The sequence below is a fragment of the Acinetobacter sp. 24-47-62 genome (assembly GCF_056779765.1).
The window spans coordinates 185,987-211,789 of record NZ_JBWYIN010000003.1; the positions used below are offsets into that span (position 1 = coordinate 185,987).

The 25,803-nt window shown below is 39.6% G+C and carries 21 protein-coding genes and 1 pseudogene; 14 read left to right on the top strand and 8 right to left on the bottom strand.

Going from position 1 to position 25,803, the window contains the following annotated elements; translation table 11 throughout:
• Positions 1-7 precede the first annotated feature (7 nt).
• Positions 8-514 carry a hypothetical protein gene (locus AC1M87_RS03780; protein ID WP_092766182.1) on the bottom strand — a complete coding sequence of 169 codons (507 nt, stop codon included), beginning with the start codon at positions 512-514 and terminating at the stop codon, positions 8-10.
• Between the two features lie 201 nt (positions 515-715).
• Positions 716-1,144, bottom strand: coding sequence for a glycine zipper domain-containing protein (locus AC1M87_RS03785; protein ID WP_092766183.1), 429 nt, complete (start codon positions 1,142-1,144; stop codon positions 716-718).
• A gap of 401 nt (positions 1,145-1,545) precedes the next feature.
• Between AC1M87_RS03785 and prfA the strand changes: the two genes are divergently transcribed.
• Positions 1,546-2,634, top strand: a complete 1,089-nt coding sequence (gene prfA, locus AC1M87_RS03790; protein ID WP_035267080.1) for a peptide chain release factor 1 — start codon at positions 1,546-1,548, stop codon at positions 2,632-2,634.
• Positions 2,634-3,452 (top strand): peptide chain release factor N(5)-glutamine methyltransferase, encoded by an 819-nt coding sequence (gene prmC / locus AC1M87_RS03795; RefSeq protein ID WP_481588386.1) that lies wholly within the window; start codon positions 2,634-2,636, stop codon positions 3,450-3,452. The genes prfA and prmC overlap by 1 nt, the downstream gene beginning before the upstream one ends.
• Before the next feature lie 37 nt (positions 3,453-3,489).
• Here prmC and AC1M87_RS03800 read toward each other — a convergent pair.
• The 3 genes and pseudogenes from AC1M87_RS03800 to AC1M87_RS03810 form a co-directional block, all read right to left on the bottom strand.
• Positions 3,490-4,191, bottom strand: a pseudogene (locus AC1M87_RS03800) (ABC transporter permease); the annotation flags it as partial.
• Between the two features lie 116 nt (positions 4,192-4,307).
• Positions 4,308-5,279, bottom strand: a complete 972-nt coding sequence (locus tag AC1M87_RS03805; protein WP_481588385.1) for an aliphatic sulfonate ABC transporter substrate-binding protein — start codon at positions 5,277-5,279, stop codon at positions 4,308-4,310.
• A gap of 293 nt (positions 5,280-5,572) precedes the next feature.
• Positions 5,573-5,926, bottom strand: coding sequence for a hypothetical protein (locus tag AC1M87_RS03810; protein ID WP_481588384.1), 354 nt, complete (start codon positions 5,924-5,926; stop codon positions 5,573-5,575).
• Positions 5,927-6,207: 281 nt separating this feature from the next.
• Here AC1M87_RS03810 and AC1M87_RS03815 point away from each other — a divergent pair, with 281 nt between their 5' ends.
• A complete protein-coding gene (locus AC1M87_RS03815; RefSeq protein WP_481588383.1) occupies positions 6,208-6,972 on the top strand; it encodes a 3-hydroxyacyl-CoA dehydrogenase in 765 nt (254 codons plus the stop codon).
• A 58-nt stretch (positions 6,973-7,030) separates the two neighbouring features.
• Here AC1M87_RS03815 and AC1M87_RS03820 read toward each other — a convergent pair whose 3' ends face one another.
• Positions 7,031-7,957: an N-acetylmuramoyl-L-alanine amidase gene (locus tag AC1M87_RS03820; protein WP_481592981.1), complete on the bottom strand. Its 927-nt coding sequence runs from the start codon at positions 7,955-7,957 to the stop codon at positions 7,031-7,033.
• 238 nt (positions 7,958-8,195) lie between these two features.
• On the opposite strand from AC1M87_RS03820, the gene AC1M87_RS03825 reads away from it, so the two are divergent.
• The 5 genes from AC1M87_RS03825 to AC1M87_RS03845 all read left to right on the top strand — a co-directional run bounded on the left by AC1M87_RS03825 (position 8,196) and on the right by AC1M87_RS03845 (position 11,920).
• Positions 8,196-8,975, top strand: a complete 780-nt coding sequence (locus tag AC1M87_RS03825; RefSeq protein ID WP_481592982.1) for a HesA/MoeB/ThiF family protein — start codon at positions 8,196-8,198, stop codon at positions 8,973-8,975.
• 39 nt (positions 8,976-9,014) lie between these two features.
• The gene (locus tag AC1M87_RS03830) at positions 9,015-10,313 is read left to right on the top strand and encodes an ABC1 kinase family protein (RefSeq protein ID WP_481586997.1); all 1,299 of its coding nucleotides are present in this window, start codon (positions 9,015-9,017) and stop codon (positions 10,311-10,313) included.
• 119 nt (positions 10,314-10,432) lie between these two features.
• Positions 10,433-10,813 (top strand): dihydroneopterin aldolase, encoded by a 381-nt coding sequence (folB, locus tag AC1M87_RS03835; protein ID WP_481592983.1) that lies wholly within the window; start codon positions 10,433-10,435, stop codon positions 10,811-10,813.
• The gene (locus AC1M87_RS03840; RefSeq protein ID WP_373683270.1) at positions 10,770-11,225 is read left to right on the top strand and encodes a 2-amino-4-hydroxy-6-hydroxymethyldihydropteridine diphosphokinase; all 456 of its coding nucleotides are present in this window, start codon (positions 10,770-10,772) and stop codon (positions 11,223-11,225) included. The genes folB and AC1M87_RS03840 overlap by 44 nt, the downstream gene beginning before the upstream one ends.
• Positions 11,226-11,371: 146 nt before the next feature.
• On the top strand, positions 11,372-11,920 hold the full coding sequence (locus tag AC1M87_RS03845) for a DUF2799 domain-containing protein (RefSeq protein WP_481589836.1): 549 nt from the start codon (positions 11,372-11,374) through the stop codon (positions 11,918-11,920).
• A gap of 28 nt (positions 11,921-11,948) precedes the next feature.
• Here AC1M87_RS03845 and coq7 read toward each other — a convergent pair whose 3' ends face one another.
• Together coq7 and AC1M87_RS03855 are read right to left on the bottom strand one after the other, a co-directional pair.
• Complete coding sequence (coq7, locus tag AC1M87_RS03850) at positions 11,949-12,584, bottom strand: 2-polyprenyl-3-methyl-6-methoxy-1,4-benzoquinone monooxygenase (RefSeq protein ID WP_481592984.1); 636 nt, start codon at positions 12,582-12,584, stop codon at positions 11,949-11,951.
• A complete protein-coding gene (locus AC1M87_RS03855) occupies positions 12,559-13,908 on the bottom strand; it encodes an MFS transporter (RefSeq protein WP_481592985.1) in 1,350 nt (449 codons plus the stop codon). Before AC1M87_RS03855 ends, coq7 begins: the two co-directional genes overlap by 26 nt.
• A gap of 176 nt (positions 13,909-14,084) precedes the next feature.
• Here AC1M87_RS03855 and AC1M87_RS03860 point away from each other — a divergent pair, with 176 nt between their 5' ends.
• The 6 genes from AC1M87_RS03860 (at position 14,085) to AC1M87_RS03885 (ending at position 25,757) form a co-directional block, all read left to right on the top strand.
• Positions 14,085-16,844 (top strand): autotransporter assembly complex protein TamA, encoded by a 2,760-nt coding sequence (locus AC1M87_RS03860; protein WP_481592986.1) that lies wholly within the window; start codon positions 14,085-14,087, stop codon positions 16,842-16,844.
• A gap of 43 nt (positions 16,845-16,887) precedes the next feature.
• Positions 16,888-21,411, top strand: a complete 4,524-nt coding sequence (locus AC1M87_RS03865) for a translocation/assembly module TamB domain-containing protein (RefSeq protein WP_481592987.1) — start codon at positions 16,888-16,890, stop codon at positions 21,409-21,411.
• Between the two features lie 118 nt (positions 21,412-21,529).
• Positions 21,530-21,964, top strand: coding sequence for an I78 family peptidase inhibitor (locus tag AC1M87_RS03870; RefSeq protein WP_481588372.1), 435 nt, complete (start codon positions 21,530-21,532; stop codon positions 21,962-21,964).
• A 73-nt stretch (positions 21,965-22,037) separates the two neighbouring features.
• On the top strand, positions 22,038-22,415 hold the full coding sequence (locus AC1M87_RS03875) for a hypothetical protein (RefSeq protein WP_180027655.1): 378 nt from the start codon (positions 22,038-22,040) through the stop codon (positions 22,413-22,415).
• Between the two features lie 142 nt (positions 22,416-22,557).
• A complete protein-coding gene (locus AC1M87_RS03880) occupies positions 22,558-22,827 on the top strand; it encodes a hypothetical protein (RefSeq protein WP_035267100.1) in 270 nt (89 codons plus the stop codon).
• Positions 22,828-23,117: 290 nt separating this feature from the next.
• Positions 23,118-25,757, top strand: coding sequence for a bifunctional aconitate hydratase 2/2-methylisocitrate dehydratase (locus AC1M87_RS03885; protein WP_481592988.1), 2,640 nt, complete (start codon positions 23,118-23,120; stop codon positions 25,755-25,757).
• The last annotated feature ends 46 nt before the right edge of the window (positions 25,758-25,803 follow it).

Sequence of the window (25,803 nt, forward strand, 5' to 3'; positions counted from 1 at the left end):
TTTGGGATTAGCGTTTACCGTTTTTATACCAGCCTAAATGACGACCATTGTCACTTCTGTAATTACGGTCATTATAACGATAGTTTGAATTGCGATAACCGCTTTCACGGCGATCATAACGATCTCTATAGTCATCTTCGCGACGGTCTTCAGCCACTTTTTTTCCCAAAACTGAACCACCAGCTGAACCTAATGCAGCCCCAGCATAACCAGCATTTGTTCCGCCCATATTATTACCAACGGTGTAACCACCAGCACCACCTAATGCAGCACCAATTGCAGCAGCATTACGATCTTTTTTGTTCGCTGATGCAGCTGCGCCACCAGCACCACCAATCGCTGATCCGATCATTGCTCCAGTCGAGCCACCCATTTGTTGACCAATCGCAGCACCAACGACTCCACCTAAAGCAGATGTGAGGGCAACTCTAGACGAACTATCAGCATAAGCAGTTGTTGTACTCAAGGCCGCAGTTGCGATCGCAGCAGCAAATAATTTTGAATTAAATTTCATGGTGAACTCCTTGTCGAAGTCTTATATTTGATGGTTTTAATTTAATCCAAATTTCTGTAATCATTTGGGAGAGCAAGTTGCTGGTTTGTATTTTTCTCTCCCTAATTTATCCATAATTAATTTGTTAATAAAAAAATGCGCCCTAAGGCGCATCGAGGTGAATACAGAGTATTCAAAGGGGAAACTATCAATCAGATTATATTAACGACGACTATGTTTTTTCTTTTTCCATTTACGATCTTGACGTGAATCATATGCTTTGTCTTTCGCAATTTTGTTACCAAGAGCAGCACCACCAGCAGCACCTAAAGCAGAGCCGATATAACCGCCATTGGTTCCACCCATACTATTACCTACGGTATAACCCGCACCGCCACCTAATGCACCACCAATAGCAGATTCAGTGCGGTTACGTTTATTACTAGCAACAGCAGCACCACCAGCACCACCAAGTGCTGCACCTAAAGTTGCACCTGTTGTACCACCCATGTTTTTACCAATTGCTGTACCTGCTACACTACCTAAAGCACTCGCAGCAGCGACACGCGCTGTACTGTCTGCATGTGCAGATACCGTGAACATTGATGCAGTGGCTAAGGTGGCTGACATTAATAGGGTATTCAATTTCATGTGTGACTCCATGTCCTTGTTCGTGGACGAGTAATAATTCGTTGAGCACAATGTAACAAGAATTGAAGCGCTAAATATGTAGAAGTTAACCTAGAGTTTTACGTTTTGGTTGCACAATGTTGTTTTTATATTACAGCTGATCATTCAATATGCATTATTGGGCTGATTAAGAAGAAACTATGGAGAGTTGATTCAGTAAACATTTTTTAAACTTGGCAGTTATGGAGCTAATTTTTGATTATCCATTAATTGGGTGTGACAAGGATCGAAAAATGGTTTTGCAAAGTCATTCTATATAAATATGTTAATTGAATGTCAGAGTCGTTAAACTACTCGCAATTTTAGAAATATTAATTTAAGGCAGTCCTTAAGTTAATCCAGTATTAGAGATTTTATTTAACATGAAAGAATCGTTACGTTTACGATTAGACCAACTTTGTGATCGTCATGAAGAATTAGAAGCGCTATTGGCTGATGTTGAAGTCATTTCCGACAATAAGCGTTTCCGTAATTTGTCACGTGAACACAATGATTTGACTGAAATCACCACTGTTTGGAAAAAATATACCCAAGCGGAAGAAGATATTGTAACGGCTGAAGCAATGTTGTCAGATCCTGACTTTAAGGAAATGGCACAAGAAGAAATTAAAGAGAATAAAGCATTAATTGAATCTTTAGAGGCAGAATTGAATATTCTGATGATTCCGAAAGATCCAAATGATGCGAACTCTGCATATCTGGAAGTACGTGCAGGGACAGGTGGCGATGAAGCTGCGATTTTCTCTGGTGATTTATTCCGTATGTACAGTAAATATGCTGAATCACAGGGTTGGCGTGTCGAAATCCTTTCTGAAAATGAAGGTGAACATGGCGGTTACAAAGAAATTATTTGTTTAATTAATGGTGAAGGTGTTTACGGACGCTTAAAATTTGAAAGCGGTGCTCATCGAGTTCAGCGCGTTCCTGCAACTGAATCACAGGGGCGAGTTCATACTTCAGCTTGTACCGTTGCAATTCTTCCTGAAATTGATGTTGATACGACTGTAGATATTAACCCTTCAGACTTGCGTATTGATACTTATCGTGCATCTGGGGCGGGTGGTCAGCACGTTAATAAAACGGATTCTGCTGTACGAATCACGCATATTCCGACAGGTACTGTTGTTGAATGTCAGGAAGAGCGTTCACAACATAAGAACAAAGCAAAGGCAATGGCATTATTGGCATCTCGTCTTGAGAATGCTAAACGTGCAGCAGCTGATGCTGCGACATCTGAAATGCGCCGTGATTTGGTGGGTTCAGGTGATCGTTCAGAACGTATTCGTACCTATAATTATCCTCAGGGTCGTATGACTGATCATCGTATTAACTTAACTTTATATAAGTTGGATGCAGTGATGGAGGGAGATTTGACTGAGCTTTTAGATAGCTTACATCGTGAATATCAAGCGGATCAATTGGCAATGCTTGCACAGCAGAATGGTGGTTAATGAACATTCAACAAGCGCTTGCACTGCGTGGTGAGCCTGAAAGTTATGAGCGTCAAGAAAATGCTTGGTTGCTCGAACATATCACTAAAATCGATTCATTCGATTTGGTGATGAAGAAGGATAAAGAGCTCACTGCAGAACAAGAGCAGGCGTATCGAGAGGCGATTGCTCGGATTGAAGCAGGTGAGCCTTTAGCTTATGTCACAGGTTCGCAACCTTTTTGGACATTGGACTTAAAAGTGACGTCCGATACTTTGGTGCCTAGACCAGACACCGAAGTTTTGGTGGAGACAGTTTTAAAGTTAGAGTTGCCTGAGGATGCGCGCGTTGTAGATTTAGGAACTGGGACAGGCGCCATTGCATTGTCACTCGCTTCCGAACGTCCTAATTGGTCTGTAACAGCAACCGATATTTATGAGCCTACATTGGAGGTCGCTAAATTTAATGCTGAGCAACATGACTTAGATCAGGTTGAATTTGTATTAGGCAGTTGGTTAAAACCGTTTGGCCGTCAATTTTTTGATGTCATTGTGTCTAATCCGCCTTATATTGATCCAGCAGATGAACATATGCACAATTTGGCGACCGAACCTCAACGTGCATTAATCTCTGATAAAAAAGGTTTAGCGGATCTTGAGCAAATTATTTTACAAGCCAAGAAGCATCTGACTGTTGAAGGTTGGGTGGTACTTGAGCATGGATATGATCAAGCAGACGCTGTTCAGCATCTATTTCGTCAAGCAGGTTATAAGAAAGTGAGAACCGTTAAAGATTATGGTGGTAACGATCGCGTGACTTTAGCACAATGGCCTCATTAGAAATAAAAAAGCGACTTTAGGTCGCTTTTTTATTGATTCATCTTTTGATGACATCACGCCATAACAATAATTTTGATTCAAATACTTTCATTATGGTATCAGTGATTTTCCCCAATATTGCCAATAAAATAATGGCAATGATCACAATATCTGGACGCGATGTTTCACGTCCATCACTTAACAAATATCCGATACCTTGCGTTGCTGCAATGAGTTCGGCGGCAATCATAAACATCCAAGCTAAACTCAGACTATTGCGCAAGCCTGTAAGGATAGATGGTGAAGCTGCGGGTAAAACGATTTGGTAGATTTGTTGCCAGCGATTCAGTCTATACACTTGAGCCAACTCAATCAATTTTCGGTCGACACCATGAATACCAGTCACAGTATTGGTATAGGTTGGAAAAAAAGCACCAATCGCAATGAGGGTGATTTTTGAGGATTCGTCAATACCAAGCCATAACAAAAGGAGAGGAATCCACGCAAGACTAGGAATTGACTTAATTGCAGAAAAGGTCGGTTCAATAAACTCTTCTGCATGGCGATTGAGCCCAACCAAAACTGCAAAAAATAGTGCTAAACCACTACCAATAGCAAACCCTAAAAACACTCGCCATGTACTTGCCCAAATATGTTGACCTAAATCATTCTGAGCAAGTTCTTGCAGGGAAACAAATAAGCTACTTGGAGCAGGTAGCAGATAAGGTTCAACTACACCACCTCGAACCAAAATTTCACACAGCAGTACCAGTAATACAGGGAGGAAAATACCTTTCAACCATTTATTCCCTTTTGTCGACAGTTGTGAATGGACATCGATATTCCGATGTTCAATCGCTTTTTCACTGATCGCCATTATTTTGTCACCACTTTTTGAGCGAATGAGGCATTAAATAACTGTTGAACAACTTGATTTACATTTGTTCCTTTACGAACTAAGTCTTCTTCAGTCAAGATTTTGCCGGATTTTTGTAGTGCATTAATGTGTTGGGCTTTAGGAATATTTTGATTAAAGTCAGTACGCTGAAGCTGAAGTTTTGCAACCTCTAAAGGTAGTTTAGCTTCAGTGGCGAGTAACTGCGCCAGTTTATCTGGATTGGCTTTTGCCCATTTACGTGCTTGCTCATACGCTTTAATTACGGCTTCAATTGCTTCTGGGCTAGATCGAGTAAATGGCTCTTTGACGCTTAGCACGCTATAACTATTAAAGCCTACATTACGATAAAGCAGTTTTGCACCCGACTGGACTTGAGTTGATGCCATCAAAGGGTCTAAGCCAGCCCAAGCATCCACTTGTTTACGCTCTAACGCCGTTTTGCCATCTGGATGCTGTAAATGAACAAGCTGTACATCTTTTTTATTCAATCCAACGGTATCTAAAGCCTGTAGCGTAAATAAAAATGGGTCAGTTCCTTTTGTCGCGGCAATTTTTTTACCTTTTAGATCTTTTAGGGATTTAATCGGGGAATCTTTTGGCACGACCAAAGCTGTCCACTCAGGTTGGCTTTGGATATAAATCGTTTTAACAGGGCTACCATTGGCACGACTTAATACAGCGGCAAGACCAGCTGTTGAAGCAAAATCAACACTGCCGCTATTGAGATATTCTAAGGAGCGATTACTGCCTTGACTAAATACCCATTTGATTTTGGTATTGGGTAAAGCCTTTTCTAATAACTTTTGATTTTTAACCACTAAGCTCGTAGGAGCATAATAGGCATAATCCAGTTTGATTTCCTTAGGGAGGGCAGCAATAGCTCCACTATGAACAACACTAATTACTAAACCCAACAGTCCTAATTTCAATAGAGATATTGATTTTTTCACTAAAGTACCTGATTTAATTCGCTAAATTTTCGATATAAATAGCCTTTCAGATGATTTGTGACAAAAAAGAAAATGAGATATTAAAAGAATAAATTTTGATAAAGTTAAAATTATGAGTTAACACATTGAAATCAAATCAATATTTTATAAATATTGTGGTTTTGTGAAAATATAGTGATTTATCAGAACTTTATATGAATTAGTGCAATGAGATGAAGGTCACATAATTTAATATAATAAGACTAAGAGAGAAAATGAGACCAAACCCTATGAGTTTGATCTCAACACTCAAATTATACAAAATACTCAGTTGAAATATCGCTCACTTCAAGAAGGTCTAATGAGTCTGACTCCAAAGCCAAGCATAGCGCCACTACTTTTAGAGTGTCCGAAATTTTCGAAGCATCTTTTAACGCAATGCCAGATTTCAGTTCATTAAGACGTTCAGTTGAAATATCTAACGCAAGTGCAGTTTCACTTGCATCTTGAGTGTCTAGGAAATGATTGATTGCATTTTTTAAATCTATTTCAGATGCATTCAGAATGCTCATTTGAAGCTGCTCTGAAATTCGATCTGCATCTTGGTTAAGTGAATGGGGGAAAGTTTGAGCAAAATTTTGCTCTAAGACATCGATCATTTTAAACATGATTGAACCTTTAGGAGATATGGCAAAATGCCGAAATGAATAAGATTAAAATAGTCTAATTATTAGCCGAATTCAAAAGAATAACGATGACTGTATGGTTTTTAAATCATGTCACTAAAGCAAACTTAACCGTAATGTGTGATTAATTTTTATATAAAATAAATATTAAATTATAACTTTTTCGAATTTTTTATACCAATTGGTCACTGAATAAATTGAATCCGTATTAGAGGAGGATTACCCTAAAGCCAACTTAAAACTAAAAAAGGATAATGAGATTTATGAATATTCAAGGAAAAGTGATTGTTATTACAGGCGGCGCTTCTGGGTTAGGTGCGGCGACAGCAGCTTATCTTCAACAGCAGGGTGCTCGAGTCATAATTGTTGATATGAATGCATCTTTGGGCGAGCAGACGGGTCAAGAAATTGGTGCAGAATTTATTCAACTAGATGTAACTGATGAAAAATCAGTTGAATCATTCTTTGCATACATACAAGAAAAATATGGACAATTAAATGGTTTAATCAACTGTGCTGGTATTGCACCATCAGCTAAAGTGCTTGGTCGTGATGGCCTGCATGCCTTAGATATGTTCCAAACAGTGCTGAATATCAACGTCAGTGGAACCTTTAATATGTTGCGATATGCTGCGCAATTAATGTCACAGTATACGCTTTCGGGGGAAGAGGAAGAACGTGGTGTCATTGTGAACACGGCTTCAGTTGCTGCTTTTGATGGTCAAATTGGTCAAGCTGCATATTCTGCATCCAAGGGCGCTGTTGTTGGTATGACTTTACCATTGGCGCGTGAGTTAGCACGTGAAAAGATCCGTGTTATGACTATTGCGCCAGGAATCATGGAAACCCCGATGCTCAAAGGTCTTCCGCAAAATGTGCAGGATGCATTGGGACAGATGGTTCCATTCCCACCACGTTTAGCCAAACCTGAAGAATTTGCGAAACTGGTTGGACATATCTTTGAAAATTCGTATTTAAATGGTGAAGTGATTCGATTGGATGGCGCAATTCGTATGGCGCCAAAATAATATATGAAAATCAGTTTAGTCTTCACTTAAATAGACGACTAAACTGATCTCAGATGTTTTATGGTGAAATCGCCGGACGAGCTACATTTCGATACTTCTCAAGTAATGCATCAAGGCGGGCTACAGTTTCAATATCCGCGAAACCATCATATTTCTCAGGATAAAAATGCATTTGGAATGCGGATACAACATTTTGAGTGACTTGATCGTATTGACCAGTGACAGGAATGTTATATCCGTATAATGCCAATTTGCTTTGTAACGAAGCAATATCATTCTTCCAAGGATGATAAGTACGATAATAATTTACAGTGTCGTTATCGTACCAAGCACCGATGTTATAATCTTCATATAAACGTTTCCAAGGAAATAGCGGACCTGGATCAAATTTACGACCTGGAGAAATATCACTGTGCCCCAAAATTCGGTCGGGTCTGATCTCGTATTTTTTAGTAATTTTTAAAATAATATCTGCAAGGACTTCGATTTGTTGTTTTGATGAAAATGGATACCATCGACGTTGCATCAAAGGGAGTTGTTCATCATCTGCAGGGAAACCGAGATTTTCAATTTCAATTCCGATACTCGAGGCATTCAAACTACTGTTGGTCTGCCAAGAACTCGCGCCAGCATGCCAAGCTCTTTTATCATCAGGCACAAGACGGTACACAGTAAATTTACCATTGGTTGATAATTCGGGTACAAAATAGTGACTACTGGCAGGGAAATTAGGATCTTTAAACAAAGCCAATGTTTTGTCTTTAGATACTGCTGTGTAGTGCAGAATCAAGAACATTTGCCGATTGTCTTGATTGGGTGAAGTGTTCTCTTCGTCCAGATTATAAAGCGTGCTTTCTATATATTCTGGTTGGGTATCCGAACCTTGATTGACGTATGTAATGTTGGTGATCTTTTCATCTTTACACGCTGCCAGAAATAAACTCGAAACTAATAATGCAGCGAGTGCTAAAATTTTTTTATTCATAAGTAGGACTGTCATTTATTGGAGTTAGATGTTTTTAAAATCAATTGCTAGTGAAGCAATTATTGAGATTATGTTTATAAATAATTAAAAATAAAATAAGAAAAATTAAATATCTAATCGAATTGTAACAATAAGGTATGGATCTTCTAAGGTAAAAATTATCTTCAGAATTATATGAATAGACTGGTTATTTATTCGGTATCATAGGCTTATACAAGCATGAAATCAGGGTGTTTAGGTGAGTGATAGCATTGAACTGAGTGATGTTGAACTACAGTTGTACGCAAGACAAATATTACTAGAGGATTGGGATATTGATGCACAAGAAAGATTAAAGCTGTCCAATGTGCTTATTATTGGTTGTGGTGGAATAGGGTGTTTGACTGCAGAGTTATTGGCGAGAGCAGGCGTAGGTAAATTGACACTCATCGATGCTGATACTGTAGAAATCAGTAATTTACAGCGACAAATTGCCTTTGATCATCATGATGTGGGTTTTTACAAAGCTGAAGTTTTAGCCAAGAAAATTTCTCAAATTAATCCTTATATTAAGATTGAATACATCACTTCAAAAATTGATTTTAATAATGCTGCCGCACTGATTACACAGCAAGATCTTGTGTTAGATGGTTGTGACAATTTTGAAACCCGTTATTTGGTCAATCAAATCTGTAAGGATGCGAATGTTCCACTCATCAGTGCTTCTGCGATTGGTTTGCAGGGTCAGTTATTTATGGTGGATGGTGAATCAGCGTGTTATGAATGTCTTTTTCCCAAAGAAGATCATGCAGATGAGAGTTTAAGGTGTGCAGATTCAGGAGTTTTAGCAACAACTCCTAACGTGATGGCAAGTATGCAAGCACATCATGCGCTATTATATCTGGGGCTAAATTTAACACCATTAAAACAGAAGATTCTTCTATGGAATGGAATGAACATGCAACAGCGAATTTTGAATTTTGACAAGGATAAAGAATGTCAAATCTGTCACAGCAGTCAATCCGCAAAGACAATTTAATTTGCTACACTCAACATATCGAAATTTAATATCGACATTATGAAAAATAATATTTGGTTAGATGGTTTACGCTCAGTGGCCCGTGTAGGTGAAACTGCGGTCATTGCTGCGCGAGCAGGGATTAAATACGCGACAGAAAAACCGAGTAATGCGAAATTAATGCGCGAAACTTTCGAGTCACTTGGTTCAACGTATATTAAGTTGGGACAGTTTATTGCCAGCACGCCTTCATTATTTCCACGTGAATATGTTGAGGAATTTCAAGGGTGTTTAGATCAGACACCTAAACTCCCATTTAGCTATATTGAAAGTGTTTTGAATGCTGAGTTTGACGGTCGCGATTTAGGTGAAATTTTCGCATCTATTGATGAAACGCCATTAGCTTCTGCTTCGATCGCACAAGTGCATGCTGCTAAATTGGTGAGCGGCGAAGATGTCGTGATCAAAGTCCAAAAACCTGGTGTTGAAACCATCCTTTATACGGATTTAAATGTCCTACATTGGGCGACCAAGATTCTAGAGAAGGCAGTTCCTAAAGTAAAATTTGCTTCACTTGCGGATATTGTTGAAGAAATCAAAACACGTATGGTTCGTGAAGTTGATTTTATTGAAGAAGCAAAAAATATTGATGATTTTGTTAATTATCTGCACATTACTCAAAATACTAAAGCGACTGCACCAAAGGTATATCATCAATATTCAACACGTCGTGTCCTGACAATGCAGCGTCTTTATGGCGTGCCGTTGACGGATTTCGATGTGGTTCGTCAAGTTTCTAAAGACCCATCACAGGTTTTGATTACTGCCATGAACACATGGTTTGGTAGTTTGATGATGTGTGAAAGTTTCCACGCAGATTTACATGCTGGCAACCTCATGCTTTTGGATGATGGTCGCATTGGATTCATTGATTTTGGTATTGTGGGACAATTAAAGCCTGAAGTATGGACTGCATGTATTGCTTTTATGGATGCATTGCAAAATACCAATTATCCATTGATGGCTGAAAATATGCTGAAAATGGGCATGACCAATACGCAAATTGATACAACAGTTTTGGCAAACGATTTAGAACGATTATTCAGTGGCGTGCTCACCGCTGATCCTCAGCAAATTCTGTCATCTAATCCAGCCGACTTAAATGACATCATGATGGATATGGTGGCTGTAGGTGAGCGTCATGGCATCCGTTTCCCACGGGATTTCGCATTGCTGTTTAAACAAATGCTTTATTTTGATCGTTTTATGAGAATTCTTGCGCCGTACACTGATATTTATGCAGATCAGCGCCTACAAATGGTACAAACAATCGATCCTAATCTTTTGTTGAAACATTAAATCTTAAACAAGTGTTAAAATATTAAAGTAAATCCTCAATAGAAGAGGATTTGCTTTTATCGCCTCCCGTCAAGTCTGCTATCACTGTTTGATAGTTTACGAAAAGGTCATGATTGAAGATGGATTCCATATTAATTGAAGGATTGAAAGTTGAAACAGTCATCGGATGTTTTGACTGGGAACGGCAAATCATTCAACCATTATTGCTTGATCTTCATATTGCGACTGATTTAGAGCAGGCATCAAATTCAGATCTTCTCGCTGATACTTTAAATTATGCTGAAATTTGTGAAATCGCGACTCAGACGATTCAAAAAGCTCAACCTGAATTAATTGAATTTGCTGCAAAAATTGTCCTCAAAGCTTTGTTTGACCAATATCCAGCAATTGAGTCTGTTCAAATTACTGTGCGTAAGCCTGCCATTATTCCACAAGCCAATTCAGTAGGAATTCGTCTTGAAAGACACCGTAATGATTTACGCGCTAGCATTGGCGAGTAATAGCCAACCGCATAATCATCTGGTGAATGCATTAAAACAAATTGCGTCATTAGGTTGTATTACGCGTTCTCCCATCTATGTCATACCTTGTCGAGATGGTGTTGGACAAGATTATTGGAATGCTGCATGTTTATTAGAATCAAAGCAGCAAGTCAATGAAATTACCAATCTTTTAAAAGCGCTGGAAAAAGCTTCTGGTCGAGTCCGTCCGTCACATGATATTTCTTTGGATGTAGATCTCATTGCATGGGGAAATACGCTCCAAAATATGCAATTTAATCCAAAAAAAATGCCATTAGCCTTAGATGTTAAAATTCCAATGTTTGATATTTGGGAAAATCCATTATTTGAGCATGAAGCGCATCATTTTCCTCAAGTGTCACTAGATGGTTCATTTTCTAAAATAGGATGAGTTTCGCCGAATAGTCCATCGGTAGCATTGATCAAATATGTCTTTGATACGGAAATAGGCTGTCATGTAACAATAATCAGCTTCTTTTAAATGGACTAATTTTTATAATACGCCACTTCAAAATAAATAAGCTCCATATCAAGAAGATGTATAAAATTATTGTGTTAAGCGCAATTTTGGCGTTCCTCTCAGGTTGTGCAACGCTTTCCCCTCAAGAGTGTCGAACTGCTCAATGGTCGGAAATAGGTGAAAAAGATGGAAGCAGTGGTTATTCGAATCGCATTGTTAAACATCAAAAAGCCTGTTCAAAAGTGAATATTGAACCTGATCACAAGTTATATGAAAAAGGTTACCAACTTGGGCTTCGTTCATATTGTCAACCCGAAGTTATTTTCGATGGAGCTTTGGATGGAAGAGGTGGGTATAGGGTTTGTCCATCAGAGTTACATGCCCAATTAGCACCCTTTTATAATGTGGCCGATCAGTACTATCGTTCTAAGAAAGACAAAGATGCTAAAGATAAAGAAATTGAAACTTATCGAGACTACTTACTGGATGACAAAATCACCAAAGAAAAGCGGGAAGAGTATCTTAAGAAAATAAAGTCCTTAAAGCAGGATAAATTGCGGTTAGATTTGAATTTTAATCATGCTGAACGTGAATTAAATAAGTTTAGACGATTCCATCATCTATAAAAAATGCGGCCCATGAGCCGCGTTTTTTTTAAATATAATAACTTGTTTTGGTCATGAGTTTGGATATACCCGTCATTGCGATTTTGACAGCAGCTGGTAATTCCACACCACCTGCATTTAGTGCAGTATCTCGATGCTGAAGTTCATCCTGATTCATCTGTGTCAAAATTTGACGAGAGCGGGCATCATGTGGTGGGAGTTGATCGAGATGGTGTTGCAGATGCAGACTCACTTGACGTTCAGTTTCTGCAACGAAGCCTAAACTGTATTTGTCACCAGCAATACCTGCAATCGCACCCATACCAAAAGAAAGACCATACCATACAGGATTAAGTAGACTTGTATGACTATCTAACTCTTTTAAACGATCTTCACACCATGCTAAATGATCTTGTTCTTCAATCGCGGCATGCTCCATTTCACGACGAACATTAGGCAACTTAGCTGTCAATGCTTGACCGTGATAAAGCGCTTGAGCACAGACTTCACCACTGTGATTAACACGCATGAGTCCAGCAACATGCCTTGCTTCGCTCACTGCGAGATGAGTCTCTGCTTGACTTGCTGGATTTTCACGTTGTGAGATGGTGGTGCCTGGTACCAAACTACGCAGTGCTTGATCAAATGAATGGATAAATTTATCTAGACCTGTGTAGTGACGCATAACCTAAATCCTCTAAATCAATTTGAGCATTTTTTAACATTGGTTTTAAGCGTGTTAATAACCAAATCGTGTACAGAGCACTCAATATCGCTGTAATACTGAATAGAATCTTAATATCAATACTTAAGATACTTAAAATAATAATGGAGAATATAGCAGAAGACACCATGAATACTGCATTCATAATGTTATTAGCAGCCACTACGCGAGCACGATGTGAACACGGAGAATAGGCTTGCATCATGGCATACAGCGGAACAATATAAAAACCACCACTGATCCCCAATAAAGTAACTGCAATCATCACATGATAATAAATCATACCAGAATTAAACATGTCTGATATGCCAATAAAATCGCCAGTCCTTTCAGGAACAAAGGCTAAACTTCCTGCTAAATAGAAGGCGAAAACGGTTAAGCCTACTGCACCAAGAGGCACCATTTTAATATTGACCTCTGAGCCACCAATTTTTCGGCATAGCAATGAACCTACACCAATACCCACAGAAAAAAAGGTAAGGAGGAGGCTGACCACATTTTCATTGGCGTGCAGATTTTGCTGAGTCATTTGAGGAATTTGAGTTAAATAAGTCGCGCCGTAAAACCAATACCAAGAATTACCCAATAAAATGGTAAAGATGAGGGGTAAACTTTTTGCATAACGTATGGTTTGAAAACTGGTTCGAAAGAAATTCCAATCGACATTGATATGATTTTCACGGACTTTTTGTTTGAGAATGAAGCGACTACAAATATAACCAAGTATCGCGATGGTCACGACCGTCAGGCTGATCCAAACTAAGTTGCCTTCAGAGTTTGAAATCACTACACCACCCAAGATCATCCCCATCAATATTGCAATGGAAGTACCTGATTGAAATAAAGCATTACCCGACATCAATTCATTTGGTTTTAATATTTCAGGGAGAATGGCGTATTTAATCGGTCCGAAGAAGGTACTGTGTGTACCCATGAGGAACAATGCAAATAACAATAGCCATAAATTGCCGAGTAAAAATCCAGCAGTACCAATCAGCATAATCAAGATTTCAAGCAATTTGATATTACGAATCAAGAAAGAGCGTTCGTATTTGTCTGCAATTTGTCCTGCAGTCGCTGAAAAAATGAAGTAAGGTAGAATAAAGAGAAGTGCAGCTAGATTATTCAGTGTGCTTACGCTTGCGGTCTGTTGTTGAATCCAACCATAGGTAATGACAAGCAATAAGGATTGTTTAAAGACATTATCGTTTAAGGCTCCAAAAAATTGAGTCAAAAACATAGGTAAAAAACGGCGCGAACTCAGTAGATGCTCTTGTTTTTGCATGACAATTCAGCTTTTTTAAAAATTATTAAGAAATGTGATGATTTAGTAACAATATCGGAAAATCATGTATCATATTTTCATCCTAAAAATTTTGAAAATACTAGAAATTTGATTCAGTTAGCTTGAGTGAAAAATCCGTATTTTCTATTTAAAATATAAAGTATTCAGAGCGCAGTATGCCATCGAAAACACAATTTAAAAAATCATTACTTTCCCAATGTGTGCAGCACACATGGATATCAAATGATATCAATAAATGGTTCTATGCAAGTGTTTTTTTAGGTGCTCTTTCTTCACCTGTGTTATTTGCAGCCGACACAGTGGTTTCAAGTCAGGAGCTTGAGCCTGCGACATCCGTACAAGCCATCGAAAATAATAAACAAAAAATTGAAAACGTTGCGCAGCAACAGGGATTGTCAAAAGAGAAAATTGAAAGTATTGATCAAAAAATAGATCAGTTGAGTGGGCAAGATGATTTTAATAGTTATGAAATGCTTCAGCAGCAAGAGCAATTGAGTCCACAAGAGCAATTCAAGCCGATAGAATTTGATGATTTGGAATTGCTGCCTGAAGAAAGTGTGGACCCTCGACTTGCCAATGAAATTTTATCAGTCGCTGAAGAAGCCAAGCAGCAAGCGCAAAATTTCAGATCGGGTTTGACGACGACTCCAGCAATTCAAGTACAAGATTTACCTGCGAATGACATTTCAGAGGCTGAGTTAACAAAAGCGCCAGTCAACATTGATCAGTTGATGCAAAATATTCAGTCAGATCGTCAGATTGAGGTGTCTGAAAATGTGGAAGGACGTTCATTATCCGTTCAAACCCAAGAACCTGAAAATAAAGAACCAGAAAGAGTAAATGTGTTTAAACGCATTTTCTACAAAATACGTCCTCCACGTCTTAATCAGCCCGCTGCTGTGCCACGTATTACCGCAGATGTTACGGGTGCACCTAAACCACTAGCTGACAATATCAAAGCAAAGTTATCTTCATTCACTGTTGAGTCATTTTCAGATTTCAATGCTGCCGTCCCGCAACTCCGTAATATGACTGTCCAAGCTGCACAAGCCGTAGGTTATTACGATGCTGAATTTAAGTTTGAAAAAGTCAGTGATAACCGAGTAAGTGTCAATGTCACACCTCATAATCCAGTAGTGGTGCGAGAACAAAATATTGAATTTACTGGGCCTGGGCAGAATCTTGCTCAATTGCAAGTGATTCGAGTGCTTCCTGATTTGGAGGTGGGTGATATTTTCGATCATGGTAAATATGAAGCGACAAAAGCTCGAATCATTGAAGCGGCGAATAACAATGGTTTCTTTGATTATTATTGGCGAATGCACGATGTCATGTTGGCCCGCCCTCAAAATCAAGCAGATATAAATTTGAAGATGGAAACAGGTGAACGTTATAAGCTGGATGATGTGCAGTTTAGAATGAGTGATCCATCAAAAAAATTACCGATTCGTGAAGATATTTTAAGAACATTAGCTCCTTGGCAAGAAGGTGCAGACTTTACCGCATGGCGTGTAAATGTATTAGCCAACAACTTAACCAATTCACGTTATTTTAACTATAGCCTCGTTGACGCTGTTAAACCTGATCCAATTATTAAGCCGCTTGAACTCGCACCTGATTTGCAGGCTTTAGTGGATGAGCAAAAAATTGATCGAAGTTTATTAACAGGTCAAGAAAAGGCTGAACAACAAGCAAGTTCATCAGAAGAAGTCACGCAGAATGTAGCAGATGAAACTCAATTTGCGGGTGGAAATGAACGTCGTACTTTGCAAGAGCGTAATGATGCTGATAATCAAGCGCAAGCCAAGCAGGAAGAAACTGAGCGTTTACAAGCCTTAGCACGTGAAGAGAAAAAAATCCCTGTCATCGTGACATTGAATGCGGATAAATTAAATAGTGTTGAAGCGGGTATTGGTTATGGTACTGATACAGGTGTGCGCTTACGAAGTCAGTACCGCCGTTCTATTGTGAATGATCGTGGTCATTCGTTTGATGCAAACTTAGAGTTGTCACAAGTCAGACAATCAATTGATGGTCGTTATAATATTCCATATAAACACCCATTAAATGATTATGTCAGTCTAGTTGGTGGTTACGAGCGTGAAGATCGTGATGAAATTGGTAATGGATTAAATCTCATCGTGGAATCCGCTGTTGCCGGAGCTGACAGAATTATTAAAGGTGCGCGTCGTGATTGGCAGCATATTTTTGGTGTGCGTTATCGTCTAGATCGTATGACGATTGAAGGTGATATTCCTGAGACACTTGACCCAGATACCAATTGGGATGAAATCCCAGAGTTTGTCGTTGCAACGGGTAATGATGAGCAGCAATCTTTATTACTTGGTTATGAAGCCACTAAAGTCACCAGTGATAATCGATTGAATCCGACTAAAGGATTTAAACAAAACTACAAAATCCAATTGGGGAGTGAGAGCCTGCTATCCGATGCTGATATGGCGATTGTAAATGCGAACTGGAAATTTTTATATTCATTAGGCAGTAACAATGATCATCAATTCATTGGTGGGGCAAACCTCGGTTATATCATCACTGAAGATTTTCAAAAAGTGCCCTATAACTTGAGATTCTTTGAAGGGGGTGACCAAAGTCTACGAGGATTTGACTATAAGAGTTTGTCCCCTGTGGAATTTGGATATAAAGTCGGAGGTCAAGCGCGTGCGATTGGGACTTTAGAGTACAATTACCAATTTAAAGAAGGTTGGCGCGCAGCGTTATTTAGTGATTTTGGTAATGCTTATGATGAAAAATTTACCAATGATACTGAATATAGCATAGGAGCAGGAATCCGCTGGAACTCTCCAATTGGTCCAATTCGTCTAGATGTGGCATCGGGGATATCTGATCCTGGTAAACCGATTCGTCTACATTTCTTTATCGGGCCGCAACTTTAATATTTAAGATAATAAAAGTACTCAAACATTTTTTGGAATAAGTATGGCTGAAGACATCGAGCAGCAACCTGAGCAACAACCTGATCAAAACGTGACGCCACAGCGAAGTTTATTACGCCGTGTATTGCTGATCATTTTATTTATTCTGATCTTTTTCGTGGCTTCGCTTGCCGTAATGTTTTCAACAGACAAAGGCAGTAAATTCTTACTTGACCGTGCTTTGTCCACTCAACAGATTATTCAGTATGAATATGAAGGTGGAAATTTACTTCAAGGCATCATTCTAAAAAATGTATTGGTAACGCTGAAATCAGTTGATGTGAAAATTGATAGAGCTGATGTCACTTTGGGGTGGCGTGCCATATTAGATAAAGAAATTCATTTGAATCGTGCTGATGTCCGAAATTTGCGTGTCATTAACAAGTCACCGCCAAGTGATGAGCCATTTAAGTTTAGTGAAATCAAACTCCCTTTTGTTTTACGTGTTGATCATGCCGATATCGATCAATTGGTCATTCAGACTTCAAGTTCTAAAGTGCAATTTAATGACATTATCCTAAACGAAGCACTATGGTCAGGTACTGAGCTTAAGTTTGAAGACTCGCAGTTTGATATGGGTTATTTGTCTGTAAAAAAAGCAACAGGTCAGATGGATTTTAAAGGTAAATATCCGTTAGATGCGCAAGCAGTTGTAAGACTCCCATCTTTAAAGTCGATCAACGTTGAGGATATTTATCTCCATGCAAAAGGCTCTTTAGATACCATTCAAGCGGGCATTGCCACGCGTACCCCTGATTTATTAACTGGTTGGGCTGTGGTGCATCCAGTTCGAAAAAATGTACCGATGCAAGGTGCTTTAAACTTTAAAGATTATCACTGGCCTTTAATGCTAGAGCAGGAGCTTTTATCTAAACAAGGTGTTGCTAAGTTTTCTGGAGATATCCAACGTTTGAATTTGGATATTAACACCGATATTTCTGGTAAAAATATTCCTCAAGGACAATATACTGCGCTGGCGCATACAGATCTCGTCAATCAATTGAATATTTCAAACCTGAATGGTCAATTGATGAACGGGGCGCTGAATCTTGCGGGTGTCGTAGGATGGAAGGATAAAGTCACTTGGGATGTGCAAGGTCGCTTAGATAAAATCAATCCAAAAGATAAAGTGATTCCACAAGTGGTGCAAGATTTTCTGCCAGAACGTTTGGATGCCAAAATCGCTTCAGCAGGTTCGTTAGAGAAGGGATTAGATCTCACAGCACTTATTGATTTTGACCAATATGAAACTTGGAATTTAAAGCTTAATCAAGCTGAACAAAAAAACAATAAACCGAATCCAATGTTGCTAGATGTCGCTTGGAAAAATATTGATCGTGCTGTTCCGTACATTGGTTGGTTAAGTAGTGAGTCTGGGGATGTAAAACTTGCTTTAGTTGAAGGTCAACAAAATATTCATGTGGCAACCGTAGTTGGTGCAAATGAAAAAGGAACTTTACCTGCTGGCAAATACAATGCCCAATTAGACCTTAAAGGTAATGATCTTCATGTTCCTTCATTTATCTATCAAGCAGATGGAAAAGGATCTTTACAAGCAAATGCCAAGGTTGAATTACCATCTGATCAAAGACAGTTGAAGTGGAATGCGGTGCTTAATGCAAAAGACTTTAATCCGCAAACCATCAGTTCTGCTGCTCCTGTAAATTTATTAAATGGACAAATTCAAGCGAGTGGCTTTGCTCGACCTAACCAGCAAATTATTCAGTTAAATCAGATCAATCTTTCAGGTCAACTTGCCAATCAAAATCCACCGGAAACAATTAAGCTGACTGGCTCAAGTACAGCAGCCATTCTTTTACATGATGAAAAATCGGGTGGTGGTTTTAAAGGCTTCGCAGTCAATTATGATGGTGCATTACATGCAAGCCAACTGCCACAAGGGGATGGTCAGCTTAAAATACGTGTAGCAGGCACACCTCAGCGCATCAATATTTCTGAATTTAAACATCAGGGTGCTGCAGGTCAGATCAATGCCAATGGCTTAGTCAATTTAGCCAATGGAATCGGATGGGACATTAATGCTTCTTTAATACGCTTTAAGCCTCATTATTTTGTTTCAAGTGTTAAAGGTGAAATTTCAGGCAATGTCAAAACGGATGGTGTTTGGTCAGATCGTTTGAAAAAAATTAATATTGATCGACTCAATCTCGCTGGCATGATCAATAAAAAACCGCTGAGAGCAAAAGGTAATCTTGCTGTTATTCTTAATTCGAATCAGACAGGTTTCCTACCACAACAGTTTGAAGCCAATAATTTGTATTTTGTGTATGCGCAGAATCAGATTCAAGCCGAAGGGAATGCTCAGAATCTTCGCGTTAAGATTGACGCGCCTGCATTATTTGAGCTTTATCCTGGTTTACGTGGTCGTGCGCAAGGTTTTGTAAACGTGCAGTCTCAACCGAGATTGTCTGCAACTGCGAATGTGAGGGTGAATAACTTTGGTTTCAATGATCTTGTCAGTATCAAATCACTCAACATCCAAGGGGAATTACCAACTTCAGACACAGTGCCTACTGCATTAACTGCAAGAATGGACAGTTTAAGAAGTGGCAATCGTGAGATTCAAAACGCTGAAGTCTCAATTGCTGGTACACGAAAAGCACATTTATTGAAAGTGCAAGCCTCGAACAAGCTGTCTAAATTTTATGTGCAACTGGCAGGTGGATTTAATCCTGCGAATGATTGGTTAGGTCAAATTCAAAAAGGTGACTTTGACTCTGCACGGGTGCATTTGAAACAGGCCCAATCTGCCCCTGTGATTTATAATACTGCGAAAACAGAATTATTTGTGGGTGCTCATTGCTGGACCAGTAATCAGAGCCAACTTTGCTTTGATCAGCCCTTACGTGTGAGTAAGACCAAAGGTAGCGCCTCATTTGTGAGTCGGAATTTAGATCTTGGTGACTTTGCCGCATTTATGCCTGAAGGTTTCGCAATTACGGGTAAATTGGATGGTTATGCTAAAGCGTCTTGGGGGCAAGGCATTCAACCAAAAATCGATGCCAAACTTGTTACGCGTAATGGTGTTGTCGGTCTAGCAGCTGCCGATCCTGATGATATCAGCACTACAATGAACTACGATGAAGTAAGTCTTATTGCACGAAGTATTCGTGAAGGATTATTACTTCGTGCTGATTTGAAAGCTCCGAATATTGGGACTGGATATGCAAATGTTGTGGTGAATCCATTTGTTGATTCGAAACCAATGCGTGGTGAAGTTGCTCTGAGTCAAGTACAACTGAAAATTTTAAAACCATTCATTTCGGATGTGCGTAAAATCGATGGTAATTTATCCCTTGCGGGTAAAATCAGTGGGACATTGACTCAACCGTTATTTAACGGCGAAATGCGACTTAAAAATGGTTCAATCAGCATGATTTCGTTACCTGTTAATCTCACGAATATTCAGCTGTATTCATCTATTCGTCAAAACCAAGCGACGATCGATGGCGCTTTCAATAGTGGTCGAGGTGTGGGTAAGTTAACGGGTGATATCGATTGGAAAAATGATCCTAGAATTCGTTTAAAACTCAAAGGTGATAATTTATTTATTCGCCAAGCACCATTAATCACAGCTGTTGTGAACACTGAAATGGATTTAGATGCACGTCCTGTCAGTAAGCAGTTAACTTTGAATGGTAAAGTTGAAGTTCCGCGTGCGCTGATTTCAATGCCAGAATCGAGCGCATCCGTAGTGCCTTTATCCGCCGATGTTCGAGTAGTACGTGAAGGTGATAATCAACTCGCGGTACTTAAGGCTGCAAAGCCATGGGATATCCGCGCTGACTTAGAATTAAATTTAGGAAACCAAGTGATTTTCCAAGGCTTTAATAGTCGTATTCCATTGCTTGGGCGAATTTACTTAACGCAACGCGGTTTAGAAACTGCCATGCGTGCCAATGGTGCGATTGGTGTAAGTAAGCGCGTTACTATTGAAGCTTATGGGCAGTCTTTAGAACTAAGTCGTGCAATTGCGCGTTTCAATGGTGCATTGTCCAACCCAACCCTTGAGGTTGAAGCAAGTAAACTCATTTCAGGCAGTACAGTTGGTGTGCGTGTTACTGGAACCGCAAGTAGTCCAAATATCCAAGTATTTAATGATGCGGGATTATCTGAACAAGAGGCGATGAATGCCTTGATTACAGGTCGAATCAATGAAGGTTCTAGTAGCTTGAGTCAAGCAGAAGGCTTTAAATCAGATGTGAACAATACCATTGCTGCAGCGGGGATTAGTTTAGGGCTTGGTGGTACACGTGCTTTAACCAATCAAATTGGACAGACATTTGGGTTAAGTGGTCTTGCTCTTGATGCGCAAGGAACAGGCGATGATACTCAAGTGAGTGTGACAGGTTATCTGACCCCTGATTTATATATCCGTTATGGTGTTGGTGTCTTTACGCCAGTCAATAAATTGACGCTACGATATCAGATGAACCAAAGACTCTATCTGGAAGCAAGTCAGTCTTTAGAAAAAGCCATTGATATTTTCTACAACTGGCGATTCTAAAAGGTAAAAGGGCTTCAATCGAAGCCCTTTTTAATTCAATGTATAAACCGAAATTAAATTTAAGCCCTATTGTTAAAATGCTAGACTTAAAATTTATCGGACAAGAAAGAATTAAAAAATGAAAACAATTGCAATATTCATCGCGATGATAGCGGCAACACTCATGGCGGGCTGTCAAACCACTCAAACTGAGCAACTTACTCCAAAAATTGGAATGGCTAATCCTGCAAGCAAATTTTGTGTTCAACAAGGTGGAAAATTAGAAATACGTGATGAGGTAAATGGTCAAGTGGGTTATTGCCAGTTGCCAGATGGTGTTGTGGTAGAAGAATGGGAACTATTTAGACATCATCAAAATATTTGCAAGCCTGAAGAAGCAAAAAAATTAGTCGGCATGCATAATCTTGATGATCAACAGATTTTGAATAAAACCAAAGCCATAATTATTCGCCGTGTCGGACCAAATGATCTGGTTACTATGGATTATCGAAATGATCGTATTACAGTAACCGTGGATGATCAGAATAAAATTATTCGTTCAAGCTGCGGTTAATGAACGAGAAATGTCATTACACGATTTCCTATTCGGTTTAACTCGATTATCATAGCCGCAACAGGAGAGATGTATGAACAAATTCGTGATTCTGGGTGCTGTACTTGGTTCAGCCGTTTTGCTCAGTGCTTGTGAAGAAAAAAAGCCACTAACCCCTGAAGAAGTCTGGCATGGTTACTGTACCAGTATTGGTAATGCTGCACGCTCTATTTTGCTAGACCGTCAAAATGGTATCGAGAAAACTGCGGCGGTCGAACATGCTTCTAAACTGACCGATCCGACGACGAAGAAATTCGTAGATGCTCAAATTGAGAAGGTCTATGCTTATCCTGCGAATCAATTAGAATTGGATCGTGATGCATTAATGGCTAAATTCAAAAAAGAAGCAACGGATGAGTGTTTAGCCACTCCTTACGATAAAGATAATCTGCCTGACTACAAACAGTTTTAAGGCGCTACAAAAAGATTGATCATAAAAAAGAGGGAAGCGTAAGTTTCCCTTTTTTTGTTGAAATTAATTACAAATTTTAATTAGCATTAAAATAGAAAAGCTTATATAAAAATAAGATAAATAAAACAAAAGGAGCGAAACAATGGAAGTGGTCGCATACCTGAATAATGCCGATCTTCTGCTTGAAGATGCCAATGGTGTTGCTGTAATTAATGGCAGCCATTACGTCCTAAGTCTAGGGGATCGAGTCTATCTTAAAAATATGATCAATGAACATGCCAAAATTTATCAGGTACACATTAGTTTTGCCTGTGCCGAACACCGCATGCTACATGATGATGAAATTCTGGTCAGATTCGAAGGAACACGAGAAAGTCTGCAACAATATTTAGATCGCACGACTGTCCACTAAGGTTGAATAGTCAAAAAAGGATTTAAAAGGCAACATCTTGTTGCCTTTTATTTATTTCAGATCCGTAAAAGCTTCATGTTAATGTCAGAATTGTTCGATAAAACAACATATTGAGCAATGAGTAATCAGAAGAGAGATCATTTAGTAAGAAAATAATGGTCATCACAAAGAAACACTCTTCTTGCATTAACTTTTAACCGGAATTTTAGTAAAATTTAGCAGTCCATATTATTTGCAGGCTTTATAAGCAGGATATTGCAAGTAATTTTTTAAAGAAGAGGAATAACACCGTGCTAGAAGCTTACCGCCAACACGTTGAAGAACGTGCCGCACTCGGAGTCCCACCGAAGCCACTTGATGACGCTCAAACAGCTGCATTAGTTGAATTATTAAAAAATCCACCAGCTGGCGAAGAAGCATTCTTAGTTGATTTGCTTGAAAACCGTGTTCCAGCAGGTGTTGACCAAGCTGCTTACGTAAAAGCTGCTTTCTTGGCTGCTTTGGCGAAAGGTGAAGCGACTTCTCCATTAGTTTCTAAAGAGCGTGCGGTTTACTTACTAGGTACTATGCTTGGTGGTTACAACGTTGCTCCTTTAGTTGAATTATTAGAAGACGCAGCGCTTGGTGCTTTAGCTGCTGAAGCGCTTAAGAAAACACTTCTTGTTTTCGATGCGTTCCATGATGTTGCTGATAAAGCAAAAGCAGGTAACGAAAACGCGAAAGCTGTTCTTCAATCTTGGGCTGACGCTGAATGGTTCACTAGCCGTAAAGATGTTCCAGAAGAAATCAAACTTACAGTTTTCAAAGTTACTGGCGAAACTAACACTGACGACTTGTCACCTGCACAAGACGCTTGGAGCCGTCCAGACATTCCGTTACACGCGAATGCGATGCTTAAAAATGAACGTGATGGTATTAAGCCCGAAGTTCCAGGTGAAGTTGGTCCATTAAGCCAAATCAAAGACTTAATCGCGAAAGGCAATACTGTTGCTTACGTGGGTGACGTTGTTGGTACAGGTTCTTCTCGTAAATCTGCAACAAACTCTGTGCTTTGGTTCTTTGGTGACGAAATCGCTCACATTCCAAACAAGAAAGAAGGTGGTTACTGCTTAGGTTCTAAGATTGCTCCGATTTTCTTCAACACTATGGAAGACGCTGGTGCGTTACCTGTTGAGATCGACGTTGCAAACATGAACATGGGCGACGAAATCACGTTGAAGATTGACAAAGCGACTGCAAAAGTTACAGCGTTCAAAGATGGCGCTCAAATTGCTGAAGCTGAGTTAAAAACTCCAGTACTTCTAGACGAAGTACGTGCGGGTGGTCGTATTAACTTGATCATTGGTCGTGGTTTGACTACTAAAGCACGTGAAGAATTGGGTCTTCCTGCTTCTGACTTGTTCCGTACTCCAGTTCAACCAGCTGCAACTGGCAAAGGCTTCACGCTTGCTCAGAAGATGGTTGGTCGTGCTTGTGGTCTTCCAGAAGGTCAAGGTGTACTTCCAGGTACTTACTGCGAACCTAAGATGACAACTGTTGGTTCTCAAGATACAACAGGTCCAATGACGCGTGACGAATTGAAAGACTTAGCTTGCTTAGGTTTCTCTGCTGACCTCGTAATGCAATCTTTCTGTCATACTGCTGCGTATCCAAAACCAGTTGACGTTCAAATGCAACACACGCTTCCTGATTTCATCATGAACCGTGGTGGTGTATCACTGCGTCCAGGTGACGGTATTATCCACTCTTGGTTAAACCGTATGCTTCTTCCAGATACAGTAGGTACTGGTGGTGACTCGCATACTCGTTTCCCAATCGGTATTTCTTTCCCAGCGGGTTCTGGTCTTGTAGCGTTCGCTGCAGCAACTGGTGTTATGCCACTTGATATGCCTGAATCTGTACTTGTGAAGTTCAAAGGTAAAATGCAACCTGGTATCACTTTACGTGACCTAGTACATGCGATTCCTTACTACGCAATTAAAGAAGGTGACTTAACTGTAGAGAAGAAAGGTAAGAAAAACATCTTCTCTGGTCGTATCTTAGAGATCGACTTATCAGAAATGGAAACTGACTTAACTGTTGAACAAGCGTTCGAACTTTCTGATGCTTCTGCTGAACGTTCTGCTGCTGGTTGTGCGATCACACTTTCTGAAGAGAAAGTTGCTGAATACCTTCGTTCAAACATCACGATGTTGAAGTGGATGATCTCTGAAGGTTATGGCGATGCTCGTACTATGGCGCGCCGTGTTGAGAACATGGAAAAATGGTTAGCGAATCCATCACTTCTTAAAGCTGATGCTGACGCTGAATACACGAAAGTGTATGAAATCGACCTTGCTGACATCAAAGAACCTATCCTTTGCTGCCCGAACGATCCAGATGATGCAAAACTTCTTTCTGACGTTCAAGGCGACAAAATTGATGAAGTATTCATCGGTTCTTGTATGACGAACATCGGTCACTTCCGTGCAGCTGGTAAACTTTTAGACAAAGTACCTGGTGGTTCTTTATCTACTCGTCTTTGGTTAGCTCCTCCAACTCGTATGGACGAACGCCAATTGATGGAAGAAGGTTTCTACAATACTTATGGTAAAGCTGGCGCGCGTACAGAAATGCCAGGTTGTTCATTATGTATGGGTAACCAAGCACGTGTTGCTCCAAATACAACTGTTGTATCTACTTCTACGCGTAACTTCCCGAACCGTTTAGGTCAAGGTGCAAACGTTTACTTGGCTTCTGCTGAGCTTGCATCTGTTGCTGCGGTGCTTGGTAAGTTGCCAACTCCTGAAGAATACCAACAATATGCTGCTCAAATTGATAGCATGTCTGCGGATATCTACAAGTACTTGAACTTCGATCAAATGAACGACTATACAGACGCTGCTAAAGACGTTGATACGAAGAAAATTGCTGCAGCTCAGTTGACTTAATGTCTGATTGATCAAAAAGTAGTTTAGAATAAGGGCTGATTTATCA